Genomic DNA, 24,576 nt, shown 5'->3' with positions numbered 1-24,576 from the left:
ATAGATAAAAGAAGTTGAGGTGGTTTATTCTGAAAGTAAATTGGAACAAATTGGCTAAAATTATCTTCGTCATAACATGTATTCTTGCATTAGCCTTTATACTTGGGATTATCATTATCGAACAGCAAAATAATCTGCGTTTCTATTTATATGGATTTTTAGTTGACTGGATATTTTGGATTGGTGTTGTTTTACTGATAGCCGGGTTACTTATTTTTATTTCAAGTCCAAGAAAAAGAATTATTATTACCGTAATCAGCGTCAGTCTCATTGGTCTTGGTATATTATTTCAACCTTTTATGAATGCTGAATACACAGTAGTATGTGGTGATAAACTTTTAGTTCAATACTCTGCTTGGTTTAGAGAACCGGAAACTCATGCCCGATATGATAAAGTCTTTCCGCTTTTCTATGAAAAAGATGAACGGTTTACGCCGCAGTCATCGGTTTATTGGCTGTATTGTGAATGATAAAAAAGATAACCCGGTCAGGCCTCGTGCTTGACCGGGTTTTTGATGTTGCAAACTATTTCCCTGACCATATTTCTTCATAAATTTCACAGTGTATTCATTGAGTATAGCTGAAGCAATATGTTACGATGATGCCGTATGAAGGAGAGGTAATATATGAAACCGATAAAAATATTGTTGCCGATTTTAATGGTATTTCTGTTTATCAGTGGTTGTTATTCTGATGCCCCGGAAACCTACCAATTGCAAAACAATTCCGGCAGTTACACAATTGAAGCACCTGGCGGGTGGGAAGTAATTGACAATGGTGAAATTACCAACATGGTCAATCGCAAAGATAATGTAAGCATCATAAGTGTGTATTCGGCTGAAGCAGCTAACGACACTTTTGAAGAATACGGACAAGCACTGATGGAAAGCTTCAATCAAGCATTAATCAGCCGAGGAATTATTGATGGCATTACCAGCAAAACAACTAATGGACATCTGGAATTTTCTTTCGTCGACAACCAAAATACTTACTGGTACCTCTGGACTGAAAAACTGGATGAGGATCACTTTTTCTATGTATCATTCAGCACAACCGCCGCAGAAAAAGATAACTATGGCGAAGAAGTATTGCGACCGATAATTGATTCCTTTCAAGTTGTTGAATAAAAATAAAACCCGGTCAAGCGCGGCTTGACCGGGTTTTGACTCATTAACAAGCTAATTTTATGATATACTGTTGGCGAAAAGCAAAGAGGTGACTATATGCAAAAATACTGGATCGGCGTAGCCTCACACGCCCACGTTACACTTGGCGCTGCCGGTGGCTTCGCCCAGCTTTGCCACGGCAAAGCCGCACCACTGCGGCGAATGAAAAAGGGTGATTGGATTATTTACTACTCATCAAAAAAAGAGCTTGGCAAGCCGGAGCCGGAACAGGCATTTACGGCTATCGGTCAATTGCTTGATGACGAAGTCTACCAATTTGAAATGGCTCCTGATTTCATTCCCTTCCGCCGCAATGTCCGTTTTTTACCGCACGCCCAATTAGCATCGATTTTTCCGCTCATTGAGTTACTGCATTGTATTCCTGACAAACAACATTGGGGCTATACTTTTCGTTTTGGTCATCTGGAAATTGACCAACATGATTTTCTGCTCATTGCTGAGGCGATGGCGCTTAATATGCAAAATTACAGCAAATAATGAAAAGCAAGTAAAAACATGTGTTTTACTTGCTTTTTAGCAGGAGCTTACATATCATAAAAGCAGGTGATTACTATGAAGAAGATAATGACAATTTCAATGCTCAGCATCATGCTGGCCGGCTTATCGTTGATGACGCCGGTACAAGCTGATAGCAGTGAAAACAATAACAGCGAAGTTAATATGACAGAACTGGTAATTGAAGCCAAAGATTTTACCATTCCGCTCAGTGATGTAGCTGCTTTGACGGCGGAAACGGTTATGGATGAAAACCATGCGCAGGTAAATGCCCGATTGGGATTAGCCATGATTTACATTTACCCAACCGTTAATGAAGCTGAGTTTGCGGCTTTGCAGTCAGCAACAACAGCGGGTGTTTATCCGCTTACTTTTTATGCTGATTATGGCGATCAGCAACATGTAGAAACAACGATTTCGGTTACTGTTGAAGATAGTAATATGTTGATGGTGATACTTGTAGGTGTTGGCGCCGCAGTAATTGTTGTCGGTGCAGTTATCGGTATTTTCTACGCACGACGCAAATAAAAAAATTTCAAAGGACAAAGCGCTGCGCTTTGTCCTTTGTTGATTTTGTGCAAAAATAAGTAAATGCACTTTTCCTTTTTCGGTAATTATGGTATACTCGTTTTGTAAATAAAATATTAGTACAAAAATCTTCAGGGCAGGGTGAAATTCCCGACCGGCGGTAAAGTCCGCGACCATTTCCGTTCAGGAAATGCTGAACCGGTGTAATTCCGGTACCGACAGTACAGTCTGGATGGGAGAAGTTTTTGGTAGAAGTCTCTTTTTGAGCGCTTTTAACAGATTTGACCATCTTGTAAGATTTATTCTTCCAAGATTTTTTTGTTGCTAAAAAAGAGGAGTATCTATATGTTAGTAAAAAACAGAACCATGTCAATCGTCTTTGTCGGCGTCTTTGCGGCACTCGCCTTTGTGGCGATGCTCATCGATTTCCCCTTGCCGTTCTTCCCGCCATATCTAAAATTCGATATCAGCGATGTTTTCATTTTCATGGCCGGCATTCTTACCGGACCATGGGGCTTGATTGCTGCGGCAATCATCAAAAACTTGCTGCACTTCATTTTCAAAGGCGCTGCCTTCGGCATCCCCATTGATCAAATCGCAAGTTTGCTTTCAAGTTTTGCCTTCGTGCTGCCGGCGTACTTTATCACTTACGGCTGGAAGCGTAAAGCCGGAATGCCTGCGCCGGGCTTGAAAAAGCTGGCAATTGGTTTAGCGGTAGGAACAGTAAGTTTAGCTATTGTCATGACGGTAGCAAATTATTTCTTCATTACCCCATTCTATTTTGCATTAGGCAATATGCCATTGCCGGATAATTATCTGGTATTGATTCTGATGTATCTGCCGTTTAATTTGATAAAAGGGGTATTGCTAAGTGTTATATTATTAGTGCTTTATCCGCATTTTACCCGGCTTTTTGCTAAATACTAAAATTCGGTCGCTGTTCCGTGCTGCACGGAACGGCGACTTTTTTTTCTTTAAAGAGAAATTGAACATTGAAATGAATTTTGTTAGAATGAAGTATAGAATGCGTTTAGGAGGGTGTTTATGGATGCTAATGATCAACAATTTGATGTTGAGGCAATGTTGAACGGAAATAAATATACAAACTATAATCAACCAAGAAAACCATTTGCTAAACAGGTATGGGTACTTATTGTATTTCCACTTTTAGCTGTGGTTATTGGTTTAACTATCGGAGGCATGAGCGGTTGGGCTATTGGCTCATATGAACAAAGCGGTGATTTTGTTTATGAGGGAACATATGATTATGAACAACCAAGCACTAATTTTGATGTTGATACTGCTAAAGCAGAGTTGGCAAGTTTGCATCAAGATCTTTGGGCTACTGATATTCCGGCAATTGAATTAAATAAGGTTTTTCATGTTTATGATGCTGTTAATGGCTATACTGATTTTGAGATTACTATTAAAGCTATTGAGGTGGTGGAGAACCCCAGCTCATATAGTGACGACCAAGTAATCCGGATTGAAATGGATGTTAAAAACTTGGAGAAAGATGAGTTGTTTTTCTGGACTTACAGTCACCTTCAAGTTTTAGATATGGATGGCTTTGCATTGGAAGACATCTATGTCAGTGATGATCAGACCAGTGCTGATATTGCCAGTGGGAAAACTAAGACTTTGGTCGCTTATTATGAATATGAGAAGAAGAACGATGCAATTATGCTTGAGCTTTGGGATTATGACATGGCTTATGGAGCAAGCAAATTTGTGCTGACCAAAGGAGGCGAATAATAATGGAGAATAATCGGAATGATATTGAACATTTATTGAGAAATTCGCAACAATCAGCGGCGAACTATCCGCGTCAAAGTTCCGGAATCGGCGTGTTAATTGCTTTGATTTGCGGTTGTTTGGTTATTGGTCTGTTATTAGGAACACCAATTGGTTATTTAGTTTCAGCACCATTTTATGAGGATACCGTTTACCTTGAACCTGATGATTATGATTACGAAGCGTCATACTATACTTCATTAATTAATAACATGGAATCAGCTATTCGTTACTATGATATGCCTGAACTTGAAATTGGTGCAGCATATAAAGTGCCGTTTAATTATGCAGGTGAGCCTGTGGTTATAACGATTGATAGTTTAACAACCGGTAAAGCCGATTTTTATGGTGATGAAGAAGATGCTCTAAGTATCACACTCACAATTGATAATATGACTTCAGATGAAGTATATGCTTCATTAAATTCAATCATTGAAATTGTCGACCAAGATGGTAATCTCATTTCTTCTGATTATTCAGGAGATACCGTTTATGGTGATATTATGGCTGGCGATTCAATTGTTTTAGATGATATTTATGAATTAAGCGGGGTTACCGAAATTACTGTTCGCTTGTATGGTTATTCATCAATTCCAAGTGCAGAAGCTACATTTAAAGTCAGCGACTTAAAGAAAACCAATGCAGTTTCATTATAAATGAGATAATTAAAAAGCCGTTCACACTAAGGTGAACGGCTTTTTTTAATTAATCATTATGCAAATGGTGAATCCTGTACTTTAATTGAACTTGTTGGGCATCCGCTTTCTGCGTCGTCCAAGTCAGCCCAAAGATTTTCAGGAATTTCAGCTGTTCCGGTATTTCCGTCTAGACGGTTTTCTGATAATCCATCATCATCGTAATCAAAAATATCCGGGGCAGTTGCTCCACAGGCACCGCATGAAATGCAAGTGTCTTTGTCTACTAATGTATACTTTGCCATGTCATTTTCCTCCTATTCATCTTCGTACAATTTAATTATATGCCTTTATTGAAATCATTTCAATAATAAAATGTTCAAAAACGATTATCATTTCACTGGTTTTTTGGTATAATTAATGAATACGAAGAAAGTAAAAGGTGGATGTATATGGCGAACCAATTAACCCGAAAAGATCGCAAGCGTTTATTAGAGCGTCAAAAACAATTAGATGCCGTTGGTAAACGTGATGATAATGAGATTTTTCTTGATCAAAAACGTCGGATTCATCGTCAGATAACCAGCCTGAATGTTATTGATATGGGTGATACGATTCATGATGAAGAAGATAGTACGACAGTTCGCGAAGCGAACAGCCGTACAAAATTTCGGCGTCAAAAAAATGTTGATAACATTTTAAAAGAGGTTTATGTTACAAATAATGAAGCAATTTTAAATGAAGATACCAATATGCGAATTTTAAAGAACTTATCTTTGAATGCGAACCGCAGCGTTGAACTTTCACCAGTCCGGAAAATGCAGTTTAAAGAAAAGCAAAATAAATTTGATGAGATTACCAGTGAATTGCGCTACATTATTGATGAATTAAATAATCACAAAGAGGGCATTCCTACACAAAAAAGCAGTGAAACCGTTACTCCGGATAGTGATTCTGACCGGGGGATTTTTGATGTGGAAACTGCCAGAACATCAGTAAACCTTTTCGCGCAACCAGAACGCCAAACTGAATATGATGAACTGCGTGAACTTATTTCTGATACCATGCCTAATCGTGAAAGTACGGCAGTTATTGGAGCTGAACCTGCAATCACTGAACCGGTTACAGTACAACCAGTGCCAACACTGGAAAAAACGCAACCAATTCCGCGTTTTACTCAGCCGATTGAAACTGATCCGGATGCTGACCCATTGGCAGCATTGCTGGAGAAACGTCGTTTGGAACAAACGACTGCACAACCAGTCATGGCTCCAACTGTAGTTGATAGCTATGAAGAAGAGGAAGAACTTTATTACGAAGAAGACGAGCCGTCTACTCAAGACTTTATTGTTAACACCGCACAAATGGTTTTTGGCGCTTTAAAAGAAGGTGACCAGGACGACATGGCGGAATTAACTGAATCTTATCAAGGTGTTGCTGATGATTTCAATGCTATTATAACCGGCGATGAAGAACAGCAAAAAATGAGTCGGATAGTAAAAGTATTGATGGTCATTTTAGCAATTTTAGTAGTGGCAGCAGCAGGATTACTGGCTTTGATGTATTTCCAAGGCAACATGCCATTTTAATAAGGAGAACGTAAATGAAACTTTTAACCATAGCAATTGATGGTCCGGCAGCCAGTGGCAAGGGTACGTTGGCGAAAAAACTGGCTCATCATTTTGGATATGCTTATGTTGATACCGGTGCTATGTATCGGGCATTGACTTTGCAAGCTATACGTACAAATACCGATATGCATGATGAAGATGCTTTAGTTGCTTTACTGCAAACAATGAAGCTTGAACCCACAGTAAGTGGTGGCATTCGCATTAATGGTATTGATGTTAGTAATGAAATCCGGACACCGGAAGTCAATGAATATGTCTCAACCTTAATTTCAATTTATCCGAAGGTTCGCGAATCAATGGTTGCTTTACAGCAACAATTAGGCGATCGCGGCGGTATTATTATGGATGGACGTGATATCGGCAGTGTGGTTTTACCCAATGCCGATGTTAAAATTTTCCTGATTGCTGACGTTGAAGCACGTGCTAAGCGGCGCTTTAAAGAATATCAGCAAAGAGGTATTGATGATTCTTATGAATCAGTGTTGGAAGTTTTAAAGGAACGGGATTACGCGGATATGAACCGCGAGGCTGACCCTTTACGGCAGACAGCTGATGCAATCGCTTTAGATTCAACCAATTTATCAATTGATGAGATGTTTGAAGCGGCGATTAAGATTATTGACGCAAAACAAAAAGAAACTTATTAATAAAGTTTTCCGACGCAAATCTTTGATTTGCTAGTCCTTTAGGGAAACAATTTTAGCTTTTTAGAAGAAAGAGGTGGGCATGATATGGCAAACCATTTACCAACAGTTGCAATTGTTGGCCGTCCGAATGTTGGCAAGTCAACGTTATTTAACCGGATTGTCGGTGAACGAATTTCAATTGTCGAAGATACTCCGGGAGTGACTCGTGATCGTCTGTATGCAAAGGCAGAATGGCTGACACGAGGCTTTTATTTGATTGATACCGGCGGAATTGAAGATGCAGATACACCATTTGCGACCCAAATTAAAATGCAGGCAGAGATTGCTATTGATACCGCAGATGTTATTGTCTTCTTGACGAATGGTCAGGAGGGCATTACTACTGATGATGAAGTCGTAGCTAATATGCTTTATCGCAGTGATAAACCAATTATTTTGGCAGTGAATCAAATTGATGATATTCATTTAAAAGATAATATCTATGATTTTTATTCACTGGGATTTGGTGAGCCAATTGCGGTTTCAAGTATCCACGGGATTGGTGTTGGTGATTTGCTGGATGAAGTTATCCATGCAATTGAACAGCATCAAACACTTGATTATGATGATGATACAGTGTGCTTTGCCGTCATCGGTCGGCCAAATGTCGGCAAATCGTCATTAACCAATGCTTTACTAGGTGAGGATCGGGTAATTGTCAGTGATATTGCCGGAACGACCAGAGATGCTATTGATACCCCGTTTACTTATGATAAGCAGAAATATGTTGTTATTGATACTGCCGGAATCCGTAAGCGCGGAAAAGTATATGAGACGATTGAAAAATATAGTGTGTTACGGGCAATGGCTGCGGTTGAACGCTCAAATGTTGTTTTAGTTGTTTTAGATGCTGCTGATGGTATTAGAGAACAGGACAAAAAAATTGCCGGAATCGCTCATGAAGCCGGGAAGGCTGTAGTTTTTGTTATTAATAAATGGGACGCGATTGAAAAAGATGAAAAAACGATGCTGGCTTTTGAAGAAGATATTCGTGATAACTTTAAGTATATGAGTTATGCGCCGATTGTTTATTTATCAGCCTTGACTAAAAAGCGAATTCATACGTTATTCCCTTTAATTCGTTTGGCTTACGATAATCATCGCCGCCGGGTACAAACAAGTGTCTTGAATGATATCTTAAATGATGCCTTAGTATTAACGCCGCCGCCATTACATAATGGACGTCGTTTAAAAGTATATTATGGTTCACAGGTGGCTATTGAACCGCCAACCTTTGTGTTGTTTGTAAATGATAAAAGTTTGATGCATTTTTCATATCAACGATATCTAGAGAATCGAATCCGAGAATCATTTGATTTTGAAGGAACACCGATTCGAATTCTGATTCGTGAGAAAGAAGGAGCTGAACGTTAATGGCTAAAATTACCATTTTAGGTGCAGGTGCCTGGGCCGGTGGCTTAGGACAAACCTTAGCGGATAATGGTCATGATGTATGTATGTGGAGTCCGCTTGAAAGTGAAGTTGCCAGTGTTAATACTGAGCGAACGATCGCCAAGCTGGCGCAAATAAATATTGACTTACCGGAAAAGATTTGGGCAACAACAGACTTGCGCGAGGCAGCTGAATATGCGCCATATATCTTAGTTGCGGTTCCTAGTCAGTTTGTTCGTTCGGTCATGGAACAAGTCAAAGCGTTGGATATTGAAGCCAAAATTTATATCAGCGCTACCAAAGGTATTGAACCACATACCAACTTAACCATGACAGAGATCGTCAAAGATGTTCTTGGTGAACGAATTTGCGGACTGGCAGCATTAACCGGACCCAGTCATGCTGAAGAAGTTATTCAGCGGAAAGTAACCAGTGTAGTTATTGCTTCCAAAGATGATACTTTAGCACATGTTGTACAAGCCTTATTTAATAATACTGAGTATTTCCGGGTTTATCGCATCAGCGATATCAAGGGAGCTGAGCTTGGTGGTGCGTTGAAGAATGTTATTGCCGTTGTTTCAGGTATCATGTATGGCCTTGAATATGGCGACAATGCCAAAGCAGCAATGATGACTCGCGGTTTAGCAGAAATAAGTCGTCTTGGGCGCCTCTTGGGAGCACAGCCAGACACATTCTTCGGATTAACTGGTATGGGTGATTTAATTGTTACGTGTACAAGTATGTTCAGCCGTAACTTTCAAGCTGGGGTAAAGATTGCCAAAGGTGCAACGCTTGCTGAAATTGAGCGCAGCGGTGCTACCGTTGAAGGCGCCAAAGCAGTGGTCTCAGCCCACGAACTCGCTTCGAAATATGAGGTAGAAATGCCTATCGTAGAAACCTTGTATCGTATTTTATATGAGGGTCAAACAGCTAAGGAACAGCTCTCAAGCTTACTTAGCCGTAATATGAAGGCAGAAAATGACTAATAATGTGCGAAAATAGTGGAAATCTATTGCCGAAATTATTTGTTTGTGATACATTTATAGAGTAAATAAGCGCTTAGGCTTATTAAAATAAGGAGGAAATAAACATGTTAACAAAAAAAGATTTAGTAGCAGCAGTAGCTGAACAAACAGGTTCTTCAAAGAAAGACGCTGAAGAATTCGTAAATGCATTCGTTGCAACAGTAAAAAATACACTTAAAAAAGGTGAAAAAGTTTCACTTACAGGATTCGGAACTTTCGAAGTTCGCGACCGTGCAGCACGCAGCGGACGTAACCCTAAAACTGGTGAACCTTTACAAATCGCAGCTTCTAAAGTACCAGCTTTCAAAGCAGGTAAAGAATTAAAAGAAGCAGTAAAATAATTGAACTTTTAAAATAAATATGAAACCCGGAAAGCTCGACTTTCCGGGTTTTTACTTTTCTCCTTGCCAAAAAAAAATGGCTATGTTAGAATGAAGACATACTATAAAGACTATGAAGAGACGAGTAGTTTTAGGATGGTTGGCAGAGCGAACGAGGGTATGGTGCAAGCCTCGTGCAATCACTAAGATGAAAAACAGCTTGGAGTCATTCTTGAGAAAGTCGTGAGATGAGTAGAAAGAATCGGGTCATACACGTTATCGTATGAAGCAAGCAAAACAGTCGCCGGGTAACGGTCATCTGTTTTGAAATTAGGGTGGTACCACGACCATTTCGTCCCTAGACGAAATGGTCTTTTTTTATTTTATAAAGGAGGTCGTGCAGTATGAAAACAGTAGATATGCGCACAATATTTAAAACGCCTGATACATTTATTGATCAGCAGGTGAAGCTAGAAGGATGGATCCGCACTAATCGCGATCAGAAGCAGTTCGGTTTTATTCAGTTTCATGATGGTACATTTTTTGAAAGTTTACAAGTTGTTTATAGTGATAGCTTAGTCAATTTTGATGAAGTGAAAAAGTTGAATGTCAGTACATCAATTATGGTCATTGGTAAAATTGTGGCGACGCCAAATGCGAAACAAGCATTTGAGTTGCAAGCAGAGACAATTACCGTTTTAGGTGAGTCAACACCCGAGTATCCATTGCAGCCTAAACGCCATTCAGTTGAGTTTTTGCGTACGATTGCTCATTTGCGGCCGCGGACAAACTTATTTCAAGCGGTATTCCGTATTCGCTCAATTGCCGCACATGCAATTCATACCTTCTTCCAAGATCAGGATTTCGTTTATGTGCATTCACCACTGATTACTACATCGGATGGTGAGGGTGCCGGGGAAATGTTCAAGGTAACAACATTTGATTTTGATAACATTCCTCGTGATGAAGCCGGAAATGTTGACATGAGTCAAGATTTCTTTGGCGCGAAAACCGGCTTGACGGTTACCGGCCAGCTTGAAGGCGAAGCCTTTGCAACGGCGTTTAAGAACGTGTATACGTTCGGGCCAACGTTCCGGGCAGAAAATTCAAATACTACCCGCCATGCGGCTGAGTTTTGGATGATTGAGCCGGAGATGGCTTTTGCTGATTTGGAAGTCAATATGGATGTTGCCGAAAGTATGACCAAGTATGTGGTGCAGAAGATTCTTGAGCGGGCGCCGGAAGAGGTTGCTTTCTTGAACCAGTTTGTTGATAAGACTTTGCTGGAGCGTTTGGAAGCGCTGGTTAGCAGCGATTTTAAACGGATAACTTACAACGAGGCAGTTGAAATTTTGACTCAAGTCAATGACCGGTTTGCTTTCCCGATCACTTGGGGTGAGGAGTTAGCAACTGAGCATGAGCGTTATTTGACTGATGAAGTTTTTCATAGTCCAGTATTTGTGCGCGACTATCCTAAAGATGTGAAGGCATTCTATATGCGCCAAAATGAGGATGGTAAGACAGTAGCAGCTATGGACATGCTGGTTCCCGGTATTGGTGAATTAATTGGCGGCAGCCAGCGTGAAGAGCGCTTGGACTTGCTGGAAAAACGGATGCAGGAGATGAACATTCCCGAAGAGGAGCTTTGGTGGTATGTTGATTTGCGCCGTTACGGAACGGTTGTTCATTCAGGGTATGGAATTGGTTTTGAACGCTTAATTATGTATGTGACCGGTGTTGAAAACATTCGTGATGTGTTGCCGTTTCCTAGAACTCCGGGTAATGCTGAATTTTAAAACTGTTGAGAAGCGCTCGCATTCGTGCGACACGAAGTTAGTCCTGTGGAAAAAATCGACAGCCTCACTGCGCTGCAATGGCTGGCTCTATAACCAGCTATAAGCAAGTACTCTTGGGGTGTCACGTATTCAAATACGCTTCGCGTGAACCTGCCGATTTTCCTTAGAATGTCAAACGCTTTCAAACAGTTTTATCGATTCTATTCAGAAACTAACTTTAATGAAAGTATGAAACGAGGGATTGCAATGAAGATTGGTTTTATTGGCGTCGGTAATATGGCGCAGGCACTTATTCATGGCATGCGAATTGAACATGCTGAATGGCAGCTTTTTGGTTTTGATATTTATGCTCCAAGCCTGGAGCGAGCGGCAGCGAATGATGGCCTGATTGCGCTAAGTTCGGCGGCTGAGGTTATCGAGAAGGTTGATATTGTTGTGCTTGCTATCAAGCCACAACAATATGATGGTTTATTAAAAGAAATCAGCAGTTCAATTCGTAAAGAGCAAATCATTGTAACGATTGCTATCGGTTTTGATATTGCCCGGACGCAAAGTTATTTTGCAGAGCCAATGAAGATTGTAAGAGCAATGCCTAATACACCAGCGTTAATTGGCCAGGGTGTAACGGGTGTATCGTTTAGTGAGGCAGTAACCGATGCTGAGCATGATGCAGCGCGGACAATGTTTGCCAGTTGCGGAACGGTTGTTGATATAACTGAGGCTGAATTTAATATTTTTGGTGCGGTTGCCGGTTCCTTACCAGCATATGTCTATATTATGACCGAAGCCTTAGCAGATGCTGCGGTACAATATGGGTTAGGGCGCGCAGCCAGCTATGAGATTATTAGCCAAGCTATTTCCGGATCGGCAGCAATGGTGAATGCTACTAATATGCATCCGGCGCAATTAAAGGATCAGGTCTGTTCACCGAACGGAACGACCATTGCGGCTGTTGATGCTTTGGAGCGCGAAGGGTTCCGCCATGCACTCATGGCGGCGGTACAGGCTTGTATGACGCGTACTAAAGAATTAGATAAATAATTGTTAAAAATACAATACGTTTATTGAAGTGTGAAAGGGTAGACAATGAAAAATAAAAAATTAATAGCGGCACTGATTGTTGCTGTTCTTGGCGTTGCCGGTTTTACTGTTAGTCAAACTGAAGTGCATTCAATTGTACAACAGTTTTTTGATACCAATACGGTTACAACGCCTGCTACACCGCAACAACCAAGTGTGCCAACCGAGTCCTTAGATGAAAACGGACGTGAATTGGTTGCCTTTGAAAAATGTGTTGACGGAGATACCTTCTGGGTCGTTTCTAAAGACAATGGCAGTTTTAAAATTCGCCTTTCCGGAGTAAACACACCGGAATCAACCAATAAAAAAGAATTTTATGGCAATGAGGCGAGTGCCTATACCTGCGAACGAATTCAGGAAGCGCAGGTTATTGCTTTAGAATACGATACAACCCAAAAAGACAGCTATAACCGCAAAGTGGTTATTGTCTGGCTGGATAATCAGAATTTTAATTTAGAGCTAGTAACTAAAGGTTACGCTGATCTAAAGTATTTAAAAGATACAATGCCTTATGCTGAGCAATATCGTGCTGCCGAAGCTGAAGCCAAAGCAGCCGGACTCGGTATGTGGAATAAATCGTAAGGAGTGAATTAATATGTATAATGCAGAACATTGGAAAAAAGTTTTAAATATGACGACTCACCGTGAAGGTGGCAGTTATTTTCAAAGTTATGCAGCCGACTATCAGGTTAGTGATAAAAATCAAAATACCCGTCCGGCAGCAACAAGCATTTATTTTCTTTTAGAAGAGGGTGACTACTCGGCATTTCACCGATTACAGGCGGATGAAGTTTGGTACTTCCATGATGGTCAGCCGCTTTCGGTTTGGGCGATTGACCTAAGTGGCGCGTTGCATGAGATGCGGCTCGGGCTTGATGTGGATGCCGGTGAGCATCCCCAAGTAGTAGTTCCGGCCGGTTGGATTTTTGGTTCAGTTGTTGATAGTGGTTATGCTTTGGTTGGTTGTGCAGTTGCACCTGGCTTTGATTATCAGGACTTTGAATTATTAAGCAAGGAAAGTTTACTTGCAGATTATCCGGAGCACCATGAAATTATCGATCGTCTTGCGGTGAAAGCTTGATGAAAAACGTCTGATTTAAAATCAGACGTTTTTTTTATTTTATCGCTTGAAAAAGTTGGCAGGATGTATTATACTATATTTGAACAGATGTTCAATTGTTCAAGTGAGGTGAATGAGATGGCGTTTCAAAACGAATGTACGATTATGCATCAGGAGACGATTAATCAGGTGCGTGAGGTCATGCCTGCCGAATCAGATTTGTCGCGATTAGCTGATGTGTTTAAAGTTTTCAGTGATAAAACCAGAGTGAGTATTTTAACTGCCTTGTCGGAAGCTGAGCTTTGTGTCTGTGATATTGCAGCGTTGCTTGATATGAGCGTTTCGGCAATTTCGCATCAGTTGCGGGTTCTGAAACAATCCGGTTTAGTTAAGTCACGTAAGGATGGTAAGAGTGTTTTCTATTCTTTGGATGATGATCATGTTAAAACAATCTTGATGAATGGTTTTGAGCATAGTCAAGAGCAGCGATAAATGCAGGTGGATGTGGCAATCGATGATTGCCACAGAAGCCAGATAAGATATTTTTTTATTTTAATACTTGAATGATTGTTCAATTGAGCAACATTCATTGATATATGGACAGATTATTGAAAGCGGTGATTAGTATGGAAACGAAAAAACAAGAATTTGAATTAAAAAATTTAGATTGTGCGAATTGTGGCTCAAAAATTGAAAATCAAGGTCAGAAGATTGATGGTATTGATGATTTAAAAGTTAATTTTGTTAATCAAAAAATGACAGTTGTTTTCAATGATGATGCTGATACAACGAAAACGATTGGTGCACTTGAAAAATTAATTCATAAATTAGAGCCAGATGTAGTTGTGAGTGCCATGAAAACTAAAAAAGATGAAGTGACGGCTGAGAAAAATGAACATCTCAAGTCAATTATTCAGTTGATTGTCGGCGGTTTGTTATTTGCTGTGCCAATGATTTTTGAATTGCCATTTGCAGTTGAACTGACAATGTATATTATCAGTTACCTGGTTGTCGGTGGCGAAGTTGTTTTACGGGCCGGAAAAAATATTTTGCGCGGTCAGGTTTTTGATGAAAACTTTTTGATGACGATTGCAACGCTTGGTGCGTTTGCAATCGGCGAGTACCCGGAAGCAGTTGCAGTCATGCTATTTTATCAAGTTGGCGAACTGTTCCAAGATATGGCAGTCGCTAACTCACGAAAATCAATTACAGCTTTAATGGATATTCGTCCGGATTTTGCCCACGTAAAAGTTGGTGATGATTATCAAACTGTAGCTCCTGATACTATTGCAATCGGCAATATTATTCGAGTATTACCTGGTGAGAAAGTACCTCTGGATGGAGTAGTGCTTAGCGGTCATTCAGCGCTTGATACTTCAGCACTAACCGGTGAGTCATTGCCACGCAGCGTAAAACCTGGTGATGATGTTATTTCAGGATGTATTAATAAAAATGGTGTATTAGAAGTTGAAGTCAGCAAAGTTTTCGCAGAATCAACAGTAAGTAAAATTCTTGATTTGGTACAAAATGCCAGCGATAAAAAAGCACCAACCGAAAACTTTATCACTAAATTTGCTCGTTACTATACACCGGCGGTTGTTATTATTGCCGTTTTACTAGCGGTGGTGCCGCCACTTGTTATTCCCGGAGCCAGCTTCTTTGATTGGTTGAATCGGGCCTTGGTCTTCTTAGTTATCTCTTGTCCGTGTGCTTTAGTTATTTCGATTCCTCTAGGTTTCTTTGGTGGTATCGGTGCTGCTTCTAAACGTGGCGTATTAGTAAAAGGCAGTAACTATCTGGAAGCATTGAATAATGTAGACACGCTTGTTTTTGATAAAACCGGAACTTTAACTAAAGGTAATTTCGCAGTGACAGAAGTTATCAGTGCGGCAATGCCTGAAGAGGAATTAATGGCTATTGCGGCACATGCTGAAAGTTTATCTACACATCCAATCGCGCAGTCAATTGTTGCTAGTTTTTCTGGTACTATTGATGAAAATAGAGTAAGTAATTATCAAGAAATTGCCGGTCGTGGCTTACAGGTCACAATTGATGGTAAAAACGTGTTGGCCGGAAATGCCCGGCTAATGAGTGAACATAATATTGTTTTTGATGCTGTTGATAGCATTGGCACAGTTGTATATGTTGCGGTTAATGATATTTATAGTGGGGCATTGGTTATCGCTGATGAATTAAAATCAGACAGTAAAGCAGCAATTGCCCGGTTAAAACAGCTTGGAGTTAAAACGATTGTTATGTTAACCGGTGATAACAAAAAAACTGCTGAGAGTGTTGCGGCACAAATTGGTATTACAGATGTACGGGCAGAGTTATTACCTGATGGCAAAGTTGAACAACTGGAAGCTATTGAAGCCAATAAAGCTGAGAAAAGCAAAGTTGCCTTTGTCGGTGACGGTATTAATGATGCACCGGTACTTGCCCGTGCTGATGTAGGTATTGCCATGGGTGGTCTTGGTAGCGATGCAGCAATTGAGGCAGCTGATGTAGTACTGATGTCTGATGAACCTAGTCAAATTGCTGATGCTATTGATGTTGCTAAGTTTACCCGAAAAATTGTTTGGCAGAATATTATCTTTGCCTTGACGGTTAAAGGAATCTTCCTGTTACTTGGTGCATTCGGTATTGCGACAATGTGGGAAGCAGTTTTCGCCGATGTCGGTGTCTCAGTAATCGCGATTTTGAATGCTATGCGGGTTATGCGAATTAAAAAATAATCTGTTTGTATGTTTGGATAAGAAAATAAAAAAGCACCAAGTCCAAGGACTTGGTGCTTTTTTATTAGTTACTTTCATGTTATAATGTTATTTCCCAAGGGACTAGCCAATCAAAGATTGGCGTCGGAAAACTAGGAGGGTGTTTATGGCTCGGAAAATGATGGGCAGTTCGGTAAAGAAGACAAAAACTAACGAGGCTGCCGAGAAGAAGAAATTTATGGCACAAACGGCATTTTTGCGTAAAGCAACATTATTGCTTGCGATTGCCTCAGTAATTTTAGCTGTTTCATTACTGACAGTAATCTTACTTTCAGGTATAGTGTTTAGTGCTCAAATCGGTTTTGATCAGATTTTGGCTAAAATAGGATATTCACTGTTGCTATTACTTATATTTATTATTGCTGCAGTGTGGTTCTTTATTAACTATAACCGCTTGCGTAAGGCTCAATCAATCACTGCGATGGCCTATTTACTGTTTGTAATCGTTTGTACATTCAGTGTTTTCTACAGTATCTTAATCAATAATTTCGCACCAATCAACTTTGTTTATATTATTGTTGATATTATCGCGATTGTAGCGCTAAGCAAAGTGTTGCAGTTAAGTAACGCGCAGCGCAGTACTGCCGCAAACAAAAACTAAAAAAACGGAGTGTCCTTGGACACTCCGTTTTTAAATACTTTATTCAGCAATTTTTTCTGGTTCCGGATAATCAACGCCAAATGTTTCAACAGTTACTTTTTTCATGATTTGGTCGTCAACCGGGCGATCTTGAGCACCGGTAGTTGTTGATGCAATCTCTTGAACAACGTCAATACCTTCAATTACTTTACCAAATGTTGCATAAGCACCATCTAAATGCGGCACATCGCCTAAAGCGATAAAGAATTGAGAGCCAGCTGAATCAGGTGATTGGCTTCGTGCCATTGAAAGGACACCCTCAGTATGTTTTAAATCATTAGTAAAACCATTTTGAGTGAATTCACCTTTAATGCTGTAACCAGGTCCGCCCATACCAGTTCCGGTTGGGTCACCACCTTGAATAACAAATCCAGGAATAACACGGTGGAAGATTGTTCCATCATAGTATCCAGATTGAATCAAGTGAATGAAATTGTTCACCGTATTAGGGGCAACATCAGGATAAAGCTCAGCTTTAATAATTTTACCGTTTTCCATTTCGATAGTAACGATTGGATTTTGCATAGTTTCGGTTCCTCCTTGATTTTGACTTGGGCTACTGCAGCTCGCGGCGAAAAGTAAAGCCGCGGCGAGGGTAACTACAAGAGAAATTTTTTTCATAATTGGCAACTCCTTTGCGAAATGCTCACATATTATAATAACAGAAAAGCTGCTAAATTACAAAGCCGGAGCTAATATTTTTTCACTATTTTGCTTTTTACGGAAAGGTGAAAAACACTCGTTTTGAAAACGAGTGTTTTTTTTATTTGTTTTATTCAGTATAATAGAAGCAGAGACTGGAGTGAGCTATATGAAGAAGATTGGTTTTATTGGTATCGGCGTTATGGGTGGTCCGATTATTGGACACTTGCTGAGAGCCGGTTATGAAGTATATGGATATACAAGAACGAAGGCAAAGGCAGAATCGTTGATTGCCGCAGGTATGGTTTGGTGCGATACAATTGCATTGGTGACAGTAAGCGCGGATGTCATTTTTACTATGGTTGGGTTTCCTAAAGATGTTGAGGATGTGTATTTTGCCAATGATGGTATTTTTAAGGCGATTACTGCCGGGAAGTATGTTGTTGACTTAACAACATCAGAACCGCGTTTGGCGCAACGAATCAGTAAGCAGGCGCAGGAGCTTGGCGTGCATGCGTTGGATGCGCCGGTCACCGGTGGTGACTTAGGCGCAATCAATGGAACGCTGACGATTATGGTCGGCGGTGAGGACGCTGACTTTGACACGATTTTACCAATTCTTTCAGTATTCGGAAAGTCGATTACTTTGCATGGTGCTGCTGGATTTGGTCAACATGCCAAGATGGCGAACCAAATTGGAATTGCAGGCAGCTTAATTGGTATGGCTGAGGTCTTAACTTATGCCCAGCAGGTTGGTTTAGATCCGGAAAAAGTATTGGCAACAGTCGGCAGTGGTTCAGCTTCAAGCTGGCAACTGGTTAATAACGGACCTAAAGCTGTTAGCGGTGATTATCAGCCGGGCTTTTATATTAAGCATTTTGTCAAAGACATGAATATTGCTTTGGATGAAATTAGTGAACATCAAGTTGAATTACCCGGGTTACAGTTGGCAAATGAGATTTATGAGACACTTATTGATAATGGAAAAATGGATTTAGGCACGCAGGCAATTATTGAGTGGTATAAGAAACAATAGTTTGAGTGTATTTTGGCAACCCCGATCGGATTTTATCCGATCGGGGTTGTTTTTGGGATTGTTCAGAATATGGGTTTTATTTGCTATTTGTGTTTATTTTTGGAATTATTGAGCAGATAAAGTATTTTGTGTTAAAATGATTATTGGTTAAAAATTAAAAACATGATAACTTTTAAATTAAAAATGAGAAATGGGGGAAAGTTATAATGAAAAAATTAGTGACCGTATTGTTTGCGGTATTAATGATGCTCGGGGGAGTCTTCACTAATACTATAGTTCATGCGGCAGACCAGATTGAACCACCGGCAACTATTGCCGAGTTGTTTCCGGATCAAGCGCTAGCAGAAATAATTGCTAAGAGTTTTCGTCCGGTTAAGCAAGTGAATGATATTGTGACGCAAACTGATTTAGATACGATAAAACAGGTTTGGAGTCCGAATTATGCAAATGAGGATGAGGATCCGGTTCCGGGAGTCCAGACTCTAGCAGGGATCGAAAGATTGACTCATCTAGCTAAAATAGATTTAGCACAGCATTCGATTAGTGATGTGACACCGCTTGCCGGACTTACAGAGTTAACTTATTTAGATTTGTCTTATAATGAGATAGAAGATATTTCTGCGCTTGCCGGTTTGACCAAGATGAGTGATTTCCGGATGCGGGACAATAAAATTAGCGATATTAGTGTTATGGCAAATTTTACGCGTTTAGAAAATACTTATATGGATTCAAATCTGATTAGTGATATTAAACCAATTACTCAGTTAAGTATGCTGACAACTATTTATCTGGATATGAATCAAATCAGCGAGTTACCGGATATGAGCGAAATGAGCAGTCTTAATTATTTATCGTTGCAAGTTAATTTTATTACCGATGTAACACCATTAAGTGAAGTGCCAACATTAACGATTTTACAACTTTCACATAATAAGGCAATTAGTGATGTAAGCTCTTTGGCTACACTCAGTCAGTTGCAAACACTATATATAAGTAATATGCAATTGACGGATGTTAGTGTGTTGGGTAATATGCCATTGTTAATGAACCTTGGGTTCGATACCAATCAGGTTAGTGATATTAGTGTACTCAGTAATTTGCAAAATTTGACTCATGTGCAATTTGGTAATAATAATATTAGTGAGTTACCAGATCTTACTGGTTTAACTAACCTTTATACGATTGGTATGGATGGCAATCATATTCAGGATATTAGTAGTTTGGCAGTGTTACCAAGTTTGTTAAGCGTAAGCGCAAGCAGACAGACAATCGTGCTTGATGAACAAACTGTGGTTGATGGTAGTTTTACTTTAAGTAATGAAACAGTTGCTTTAGATGGTTCGTTCTTAGCACCGGATACTATTAGCAATAGTGGCGTTTTCCTGAACGGCAGTATTGCTTGGAGTGATTTGTCTAATGAAACAAATGTACTGAGCTATACTTGGAGCCAACGTTTGAGCAACGGGATTTTTGTCAATTATAGCGGGACGGTTACGCAACCAATTACTTTTATCGGGGATGGGCACACGTCTGGGGAAAATAGTGCCGAGGGAAATTACGACAGTGGTATTAATTCATCAATCAATAATCAAGTTACGCTACCAGTTACTGGTGGTGTTAATACAGAATTGCTGATTGCCGGGGGGATTATGGCATTTGGCGCAACGCTACTTCTAAGAAAATCTGTAAAGAGGAAATAAAAAAAGCAACGTCATCAGACGTTGCTTTTTTAGATTTCAATTTCTGCATAACCATCAAAGTGATGGTTGAAAGCTCTCTGCGGATTGGTTTTTTTGTACATAACCCGTTGGATTAATTCTACATAATAGTTTGTAAAATATTCCTGAATTTCATGTGCTGGTGTAGTTGCGGTGAAACTTGTTTGATAAGTTTCGTTGAAAGTGTCCAGATGAGCTCTTATATTATCAAAGTCAACATGAATTTTGCCGGGAACATTTTCAACAGTTTCTGTTGCGCTCTCGACAATTTCTTTAACATTAGAAAGATCTTCTTTTGCCATTTTCATCCACTCCTTTCTGCTCTAAGTATATCAAAAAAAATTCAATAGTGATATATATATACATTAAATTGTCAAAGAATTATTTTATTGTACTATGACTAGCAAAAAAAGGAGCGTAACTGATTTATGAAATTTATGCAAAATAAGTTATTTAAACATCACTTGTTCTTAAAGTACATAAAATTCATTTTAAAAATGTTGATGAACTTCACAAATAGAGCTATGATTAATATATCAAGAACCCTTGGGGGGTATTTGAAAGGGAGTATTTGGTTATGAAAAAGAAATTATTAATGGCGATTATGAGTGTAGCAATGGTATTTTCGTTGAACGGCTTACATGCTTTTGCTGCGGAACCTAATGAACTGGATATTGGCAAGAGTGCTTCAGCAACTGATACAGCACATCAATATGATGTGACTTTCACGTTGCCGACTCAAGCAATGGAAGAGCCGGAAACGGTAGATATTGTTTTTGTTTTGGATACGACAACCATTTCAAGTTTTTCAGCTGTTAAGCAACAATTCAATGATTTTGTTGATAAGTTGAATGCACAAGATAATTTAATTGTAAATATTGGTATTGTAACATTTAACATTAATGTCAGCAACAAGCTGAATGGTTTGATGGAATTGAACGATGCTAATATTACTGCAATTAAGAATGGCTTTGCTGCAAGCTATACAGCTGGTTCTAACATGTATGGTGGACTTTTAATTGGTAAGGATATTCTTGATAGTGGCACTGCGGATCATAAATATATTGTATTAGCCAGTGATTTTGGTGGTTATAAATCTGATGCAGGTAATGGTACCGGCGTATCACAATTCTTTATGGATGGAACCATTATTGGGTTCAATACCAATAACAGCGATTTTAATGGCAAGTATTACTATACACAAGCAGCTAATTCAGAAGCATCAGTATTGACTGTTGATGCTATAGCTAATCTGATTGATAATAAAGTATTCTTTAATGGAACACCAGTTGACAGTCAGACTGAACCGTACTTGCTACAAGCAGGCGCAGCAATTGGTGAATATCCGGATAGTTGGCAATATTCATTTATTCATACGTTCACTGAAGCTGAGAAAGCGACAATGCCAACTTATACGTTAACGAGATCGGCAGCTTGGCCAACGATGATGGAAAAGAACATTTATTTAACCGGAAACTTGTTTAAAGATATGAAAGCAAGCGGATATAATGTCATGGCAGTTACAACGCCATATCAGCCACAAACCGGAGCAGGTGGCGAAGCATACAAGATTAAATTCAACACCGTGACTAATAGTTATAAAGATTGGTTTGAGCAAGAAATCGGCACTCGTTATGAAACAACAAACGGTGATACTTTCCTTGATATGCTTGATGATATTGAAAGCGAATTAATATACCTTTTAGGTAAAGGAAAAATTACTGACGTTGTTCATCCAGATTTTAAAATTGTTCCCGGCATTCAGCCAACAGTACTTTTAAATGATGTGGCACTTGCGGTTACTGACCTTGGTAATGGCAGTTATGGATTCGGAAGCGAAGATAACGGTGTATATCCATACGTATATAATGTTTCAACTGATGTGAATGGTAAAGAAACAGTGACTTGGGATATTAATAAAGAAGCAACGAAAGATGATGTTTTAAAATTTACTTTTAGAATTGAATTAAAAGATATCCCCAATCAGCCTGGAGATTATACATATGATACGAATGAATCGGCAGTTGTAGATTATATGGATTCTAAAGAAGCAAAAGAGGGTGTCAGTGATTTTACTAAACAAACAAGTTTACCTTCACCGCAAGTGACCGTTAAACGAGTTGGTGTATTGGTAAGACATGTTGATGAAGCTGGTAATGCTTTATGTGCGGATACACTTTTAGTTGGCTCAATCGGTGAAAATTATACTACTGAGCGATCAAGTTTTGCAGGGTATACTTTTAAACAAATGCATACTGAGAGTGCAGCTGTAACTGGTAGATTTTCGGAAAATTTACTGACGGTGACATACATATATGCAACTGAAAAAGAAGCGCCGGTACAACCAGAATTACCGGTAACCGGGCAAAATCATATTACATTTATCGGCCTCGGGCTGGTTACCGTATTAGCTAGTGGCGGATTGTTATTCTTGAGAAGAAAATTTAATAAGTAAATATTTAGTAGATAAACTAGGAGGAGTCAAGCTCCTCCTAGTTTTATATTTAACCAAGAAATAGGAGTGAATACCATCATTATGGGTTCTATTTCCATAATAATACATATTTTCTTGATAGAGTTTAGCGATGATGTTTTATATAATTAAAATATAGTAAATGAGAAAAAAATGAAATATACATGAGTTTTTATTTATTAATAATTAGTTTGAATGGGAGAGAACTATGAAATATCTTAAATACAGGAAATTTTTATTTATTGGGGTAATAATAATGTTGGTTATAATTAATAGTACTTCAGTATTTGCGACAACGGAAAACAATGTAATTTCGGAGGACGTAACCGTCGAAAATGTTATTTCGACAAATAACGTACAGGAAACAAATGATATTCTTGGGGAGAATATTGAAGTTATTAAACCAGACAACAACTTGGCAATAACACAACAATACTTGCTGAGAAGCTCGCTAACTATACCTGATTATATTCAATTAACCTATGATCCTGCAAATGCAGCGTTCCCGTATGTTGATACGAATCCGGATTATCTTATTGTTGATATGATATATTTGAATAAGCCGCAAAATGTTGCTTATTATTTAAGTGTTGATTATCAATTGTATCTTGCTACCGGAGAAAAACAAATTCACCTAATATATGTAAAAGATAATGCGATTGTTGATATTCTTGATGTAACATATGGTAGTATAATAACATCAGAAACCAGAACATTTATCGTTGCCGATGGTGGCGGTGATCAATTAAACTTTACTATTGATGAGCCAAATAAAGGCACAAGTGAGGTGCAGATATTATTAACTGCACCAACAGTAAAGATAAATTTTGTGGATGAAAATGGTGAGCAAATTTCTGCTCCGTTTGCTTTTAATAGTCTTGCTGCTATGCAATATAATATCAGTCCGCCGATGCTTAGTGGTTATTCGTATGTATCAACAACAGGAAATACTTCCGGATTTCTATCAAGAGTGGTATCTAATATGGATTATATTGTTTTAGCAAATGAAACCTATGGATACAAATATATGAATCGTTATTATGATGATGGTACTGTTGATGTGTGGCTTGAAAACTTATATAATGCAGATTTAAGCTCGCCAAGATATAATGTGCTATGGGGCGAGACAGTATTTTGGACTAAAGCTGATTGGACTGCTGCTGGTTTACCAAGAATGAATGGTGGCAGTGTTATAACTGACACAATTGTTCAATCGGACGAGATTACTTTTATTTATCAAAAAGATCCAGTTGCAAGCATTGATAATAATACAGCGGCAAGTGATGAAATCGTTTTGCCGAATACTGGATTATATTCAGGAGAAGCAACGGCAATTGGTTTATTGTTTGTGAGTACAGCGCTTATTGCCTTAGCAAGCATAAAGTATTTAGCTAAACATTATTTAAAATAGTTTTTTCAAAAGCATGCCGCCTCAGGTGGCATGCTTTTCTTATTTTCCCGCAAAAGAGTTTTATGTACTAGCTACACAATTTTTACATATTATGTATGTTATTTGTGTAGTTCGTTTTGGTAAAATGAAAGTGTACATATTTTTCACATTTGCGTGGATTATTGAACTATATTGATTTTATGTACCTTTATTTAGTAATATAAAAGAGTATGTATTTAATGGGGGAGTTTTTCCCGCTAATTTAGGAGGGGGC

Annotated in this window: 26 protein-coding genes, 1 riboswitch and 1 other annotated feature; of the genes, 23 read left to right on the top strand and 3 right to left on the bottom strand. The window is 39.1% G+C overall.

Annotated features, from left to right (window positions below):
- The first annotated feature begins 50 nt into the window (after positions 1-50).
- From FEZ08_RS08060 to FEZ08_RS08030, 7 genes are all read left to right on the top strand, one after another.
- Entirely contained in the window at positions 51-470 is a 420-nt protein-coding gene (locus FEZ08_RS08060; protein WP_138191214.1) for an Asp23/Gls24 family envelope stress response protein, read from the top strand.
- A 156-nt stretch (positions 471-626) separates the two neighbouring features.
- Entirely contained in the window at positions 627-1,127 is a 501-nt protein-coding gene (locus tag FEZ08_RS08055) for a hypothetical protein (RefSeq protein ID WP_138191213.1), read from the top strand.
- Positions 1,128-1,223: 96 nt separating this feature from the next.
- Positions 1,224-1,664 (top strand): EVE domain-containing protein, encoded by a 441-nt coding sequence (locus FEZ08_RS08050; RefSeq protein WP_138191212.1) that lies wholly within the window; start codon positions 1,224-1,226, stop codon positions 1,662-1,664.
- A 75-nt stretch (positions 1,665-1,739) separates the two neighbouring features.
- Entirely contained in the window at positions 1,740-2,210 is a 471-nt protein-coding gene (locus tag FEZ08_RS08045; RefSeq protein ID WP_138191211.1) for a hypothetical protein, read from the top strand.
- A 123-nt stretch (positions 2,211-2,333) separates the two neighbouring features.
- A riboswitch (FMN riboswitch) is annotated at positions 2,334-2,458 on the top strand.
- Positions 2,459-2,555: 97 nt separating this feature from the next.
- Positions 2,556-3,137 carry an ECF transporter S component gene (locus FEZ08_RS08040; protein ID WP_138191210.1) on the top strand — a complete coding sequence of 194 codons (582 nt, stop codon included), beginning with the start codon at positions 2,556-2,558 and terminating at the stop codon, positions 3,135-3,137.
- Between the two features lie 117 nt (positions 3,138-3,254).
- The gene (locus FEZ08_RS08035; RefSeq protein ID WP_138191209.1) at positions 3,255-3,965 is read left to right on the top strand and encodes a hypothetical protein; all 711 of its coding nucleotides are present in this window, start codon (positions 3,255-3,257) and stop codon (positions 3,963-3,965) included.
- Between the two features lie 2 nt (positions 3,966-3,967).
- Entirely contained in the window at positions 3,968-4,660 is a 693-nt protein-coding gene (locus tag FEZ08_RS08030; protein ID WP_138191208.1) for a hypothetical protein, read from the top strand.
- A gap of 56 nt (positions 4,661-4,716) precedes the next feature.
- Here the strand turns inward: FEZ08_RS08030 and FEZ08_RS08025 are convergent, their stop codons facing one another.
- Positions 4,717-4,944 (bottom strand): ferredoxin, encoded by a 228-nt coding sequence (locus FEZ08_RS08025; RefSeq protein ID WP_138191207.1) that lies wholly within the window; start codon positions 4,942-4,944, stop codon positions 4,717-4,719.
- A gap of 147 nt (positions 4,945-5,091) precedes the next feature.
- On the opposite strand from FEZ08_RS08025, the gene FEZ08_RS08020 reads away from it, so the two are divergent.
- The 12 genes from FEZ08_RS08020 (at position 5,092) to FEZ08_RS07965 (ending at position 17,004) form a co-directional block, all read left to right on the top strand.
- Complete coding sequence (locus FEZ08_RS08020; protein ID WP_138191206.1) at positions 5,092-6,228, top strand: hypothetical protein; 1,137 nt, start codon at positions 5,092-5,094, stop codon at positions 6,226-6,228.
- A 14-nt stretch (positions 6,229-6,242) separates the two neighbouring features.
- Positions 6,243-6,917, top strand: coding sequence for a (d)CMP kinase (cmk, locus tag FEZ08_RS08015; protein WP_138191205.1), 675 nt, complete (start codon positions 6,243-6,245; stop codon positions 6,915-6,917).
- An 84-nt stretch (positions 6,918-7,001) separates the two neighbouring features.
- Complete coding sequence (der, locus tag FEZ08_RS08010) at positions 7,002-8,330, top strand: ribosome biogenesis GTPase Der (RefSeq protein WP_138191204.1); 1,329 nt, start codon at positions 7,002-7,004, stop codon at positions 8,328-8,330.
- Positions 8,330-9,334 carry an NAD(P)H-dependent glycerol-3-phosphate dehydrogenase gene (locus FEZ08_RS08005; RefSeq protein ID WP_138191203.1) on the top strand — a complete coding sequence of 335 codons (1,005 nt, stop codon included), beginning with the start codon at positions 8,330-8,332 and terminating at the stop codon, positions 9,332-9,334. Before der ends, FEZ08_RS08005 begins: the two co-directional genes overlap by 1 nt.
- A gap of 104 nt (positions 9,335-9,438) precedes the next feature.
- Positions 9,439-9,714 carry an HU family DNA-binding protein gene (locus FEZ08_RS08000; RefSeq protein WP_138191202.1) on the top strand — a complete coding sequence of 92 codons (276 nt, stop codon included), beginning with the start codon at positions 9,439-9,441 and terminating at the stop codon, positions 9,712-9,714.
- 103 nt (positions 9,715-9,817) lie between these two features.
- Positions 9,818-10,056: a binding site (T-box leader), on the top strand.
- Between the two features lie 41 nt (positions 10,057-10,097).
- Positions 10,098-11,489, top strand: a complete 1,392-nt coding sequence (gene asnS / locus FEZ08_RS07995; RefSeq protein WP_138191201.1) for an asparagine--tRNA ligase — start codon at positions 10,098-10,100, stop codon at positions 11,487-11,489.
- Positions 11,490-11,735: 246 nt separating this feature from the next.
- The gene (gene proC / locus FEZ08_RS07990; protein WP_171014996.1) at positions 11,736-12,530 is read left to right on the top strand and encodes a pyrroline-5-carboxylate reductase; all 795 of its coding nucleotides are present in this window, start codon (positions 11,736-11,738) and stop codon (positions 12,528-12,530) included.
- Between the two features lie 45 nt (positions 12,531-12,575).
- Positions 12,576-13,151 (top strand): thermonuclease family protein, encoded by a 576-nt coding sequence (locus FEZ08_RS07985; RefSeq protein ID WP_138191199.1) that lies wholly within the window; start codon positions 12,576-12,578, stop codon positions 13,149-13,151.
- Between the two features lie 13 nt (positions 13,152-13,164).
- On the top strand, positions 13,165-13,650 hold the full coding sequence (locus FEZ08_RS07980) for a cupin domain-containing protein (RefSeq protein ID WP_138191198.1): 486 nt from the start codon (positions 13,165-13,167) through the stop codon (positions 13,648-13,650).
- Positions 13,651-13,767: 117 nt separating this feature from the next.
- Positions 13,768-14,121, top strand: a complete 354-nt coding sequence (locus FEZ08_RS07975) for an ArsR/SmtB family transcription factor (RefSeq protein WP_138191197.1) — start codon at positions 13,768-13,770, stop codon at positions 14,119-14,121.
- Positions 14,122-14,255: 134 nt separating this feature from the next.
- Positions 14,256-16,364: a heavy metal translocating P-type ATPase gene (locus FEZ08_RS07970; RefSeq protein ID WP_138191196.1), complete on the top strand. Its 2,109-nt coding sequence runs from the start codon at positions 14,256-14,258 to the stop codon at positions 16,362-16,364.
- Positions 16,365-16,509: 145 nt separating this feature from the next.
- Positions 16,510-17,004 carry a hypothetical protein gene (locus FEZ08_RS07965; protein ID WP_138191195.1) on the top strand — a complete coding sequence of 165 codons (495 nt, stop codon included), beginning with the start codon at positions 16,510-16,512 and terminating at the stop codon, positions 17,002-17,004.
- Between the two features lie 39 nt (positions 17,005-17,043).
- On the opposite strand, the gene FEZ08_RS07960 is transcribed toward FEZ08_RS07965, so the two are convergent.
- Positions 17,044-17,568 (bottom strand): peptidylprolyl isomerase, encoded by a 525-nt coding sequence (locus FEZ08_RS07960; RefSeq protein ID WP_138191249.1) that lies wholly within the window; start codon positions 17,566-17,568, stop codon positions 17,044-17,046.
- A 286-nt stretch (positions 17,569-17,854) separates the two neighbouring features.
- On the opposite strand from FEZ08_RS07960, the gene FEZ08_RS07955 reads away from it, so the two are divergent.
- Positions 17,855-18,721 carry an NAD(P)-dependent oxidoreductase gene (locus FEZ08_RS07955; RefSeq protein ID WP_138191194.1) on the top strand — a complete coding sequence of 289 codons (867 nt, stop codon included), beginning with the start codon at positions 17,855-17,857 and terminating at the stop codon, positions 18,719-18,721.
- A gap of 206 nt (positions 18,722-18,927) precedes the next feature.
- The gene (locus tag FEZ08_RS07950; RefSeq protein WP_138191193.1) at positions 18,928-20,421 is read left to right on the top strand and encodes a leucine-rich repeat domain-containing protein; all 1,494 of its coding nucleotides are present in this window, start codon (positions 18,928-18,930) and stop codon (positions 20,419-20,421) included.
- A 29-nt stretch (positions 20,422-20,450) separates the two neighbouring features.
- On the opposite strand, the gene FEZ08_RS07945 is transcribed toward FEZ08_RS07950, so the two are convergent.
- A complete protein-coding gene (locus FEZ08_RS07945; protein ID WP_138191192.1) occupies positions 20,451-20,741 on the bottom strand; it encodes a hypothetical protein in 291 nt (96 codons plus the stop codon).
- 275 nt (positions 20,742-21,016) lie between these two features.
- Between FEZ08_RS07945 and FEZ08_RS07940 the strand changes: the two genes are divergently transcribed.
- Together FEZ08_RS07940 and FEZ08_RS07935 are read left to right on the top strand one after the other, a co-directional pair.
- The gene (locus FEZ08_RS07940) at positions 21,017-22,894 is read left to right on the top strand and encodes a MucBP domain-containing protein (RefSeq protein ID WP_138191247.1); all 1,878 of its coding nucleotides are present in this window, start codon (positions 21,017-21,019) and stop codon (positions 22,892-22,894) included.
- Between the two features lie 274 nt (positions 22,895-23,168).
- Positions 23,169-24,323 (top strand): MucBP domain-containing protein, encoded by a 1,155-nt coding sequence (locus FEZ08_RS07935; RefSeq protein ID WP_138191191.1) that lies wholly within the window; start codon positions 23,169-23,171, stop codon positions 24,321-24,323.
- The last annotated feature ends 253 nt before the right edge of the window (positions 24,324-24,576 follow it).

The sequence above is a fragment of the Culicoidibacter larvae genome, from assembly GCF_005771635.1.
GTDB lineage: Bacteria > Bacillota_I > Bacilli_A > Culicoidibacterales > Culicoidibacteraceae > Culicoidibacter > Culicoidibacter larvae.
This window is presented reverse-complemented; position numbering and strand designations above follow the sequence as displayed.

What these genes read in the sequence shown, in the direction of transcription:
- FEZ08_RS08055 (WP_138191213.1), top strand. Translation starts at nt 627, where the DNA reads ATGAAACCGATAAAAATATTGTTGCCGATTTTAATGGTATTTCTGTTT.
- FEZ08_RS08050 (WP_138191212.1), top strand. Translation starts at nt 1,224, where the DNA reads ATGCAAAAATACTGGATCGGCGTAGCCTCACACGCCCACGTTACACTT.
- FEZ08_RS08045 (WP_138191211.1), top strand. Translation starts at nt 1,740, where the DNA reads ATGAAGAAGATAATGACAATTTCAATGCTCAGCATCATGCTGGCCGGC.
- FEZ08_RS08040 (WP_138191210.1), top strand. Translation starts at nt 2,556, where the DNA reads ATGTTAGTAAAAAACAGAACCATGTCAATCGTCTTTGTCGGCGTCTTT.
- FEZ08_RS08035 (WP_138191209.1), top strand. Translation starts at nt 3,255, where the DNA reads ATGGATGCTAATGATCAACAATTTGATGTTGAGGCAATGTTGAACGGA.
- FEZ08_RS08030 (WP_138191208.1), top strand. Translation starts at nt 3,968, where the DNA reads ATGGAGAATAATCGGAATGATATTGAACATTTATTGAGAAATTCGCAA.
- FEZ08_RS08025 (WP_138191207.1), bottom strand. Translation starts at nt 4,944, where the DNA reads ATGGCAAAGTATACATTAGTAGACAAAGACACTTGCATTTCATGCGGT.
- FEZ08_RS08020 (WP_138191206.1), top strand. Translation starts at nt 5,092, where the DNA reads ATGGCGAACCAATTAACCCGAAAAGATCGCAAGCGTTTATTAGAGCGT.
- cmk (WP_138191205.1), top strand. Translation starts at nt 6,243, where the DNA reads ATGAAACTTTTAACCATAGCAATTGATGGTCCGGCAGCCAGTGGCAAG.
- der (WP_138191204.1), top strand. Translation starts at nt 7,002, where the DNA reads ATGGCAAACCATTTACCAACAGTTGCAATTGTTGGCCGTCCGAATGTT.
- FEZ08_RS08005 (WP_138191203.1), top strand. Translation starts at nt 8,330, where the DNA reads ATGGCTAAAATTACCATTTTAGGTGCAGGTGCCTGGGCCGGTGGCTTA.
- FEZ08_RS08000 (WP_138191202.1), top strand. Translation starts at nt 9,439, where the DNA reads ATGTTAACAAAAAAAGATTTAGTAGCAGCAGTAGCTGAACAAACAGGT.
- asnS (WP_138191201.1), top strand. Translation starts at nt 10,098, where the DNA reads ATGAAAACAGTAGATATGCGCACAATATTTAAAACGCCTGATACATTT.
- proC (WP_171014996.1), top strand. Translation starts at nt 11,736, where the DNA reads ATGAAGATTGGTTTTATTGGCGTCGGTAATATGGCGCAGGCACTTATT.
- FEZ08_RS07985 (WP_138191199.1), top strand. Translation starts at nt 12,576, where the DNA reads ATGAAAAATAAAAAATTAATAGCGGCACTGATTGTTGCTGTTCTTGGC.
- FEZ08_RS07980 (WP_138191198.1), top strand. Translation starts at nt 13,165, where the DNA reads ATGTATAATGCAGAACATTGGAAAAAAGTTTTAAATATGACGACTCAC.
- FEZ08_RS07975 (WP_138191197.1), top strand. Translation starts at nt 13,768, where the DNA reads ATGGCGTTTCAAAACGAATGTACGATTATGCATCAGGAGACGATTAAT.
- FEZ08_RS07970 (WP_138191196.1), top strand. Translation starts at nt 14,256, where the DNA reads ATGGAAACGAAAAAACAAGAATTTGAATTAAAAAATTTAGATTGTGCG.
- FEZ08_RS07965 (WP_138191195.1), top strand. Translation starts at nt 16,510, where the DNA reads ATGGCTCGGAAAATGATGGGCAGTTCGGTAAAGAAGACAAAAACTAAC.
- FEZ08_RS07960 (WP_138191249.1), bottom strand. Translation starts at nt 17,568, where the DNA reads ATGCAAAATCCAATCGTTACTATCGAAATGGAAAACGGTAAAATTATT.
- FEZ08_RS07955 (WP_138191194.1), top strand. Translation starts at nt 17,855, where the DNA reads ATGAAGAAGATTGGTTTTATTGGTATCGGCGTTATGGGTGGTCCGATT.
- FEZ08_RS07950 (WP_138191193.1), top strand. Translation starts at nt 18,928, where the DNA reads ATGAAAAAATTAGTGACCGTATTGTTTGCGGTATTAATGATGCTCGGG.
- FEZ08_RS07945 (WP_138191192.1), bottom strand. Translation starts at nt 20,741, where the DNA reads ATGGCAAAAGAAGATCTTTCTAATGTTAAAGAAATTGTCGAGAGCGCA.
- FEZ08_RS07940 (WP_138191247.1), top strand. Translation starts at nt 21,017, where the DNA reads ATGAAAAAGAAATTATTAATGGCGATTATGAGTGTAGCAATGGTATTT.
- FEZ08_RS07935 (WP_138191191.1), top strand. Translation starts at nt 23,169, where the DNA reads ATGTTGGTTATAATTAATAGTACTTCAGTATTTGCGACAACGGAAAAC.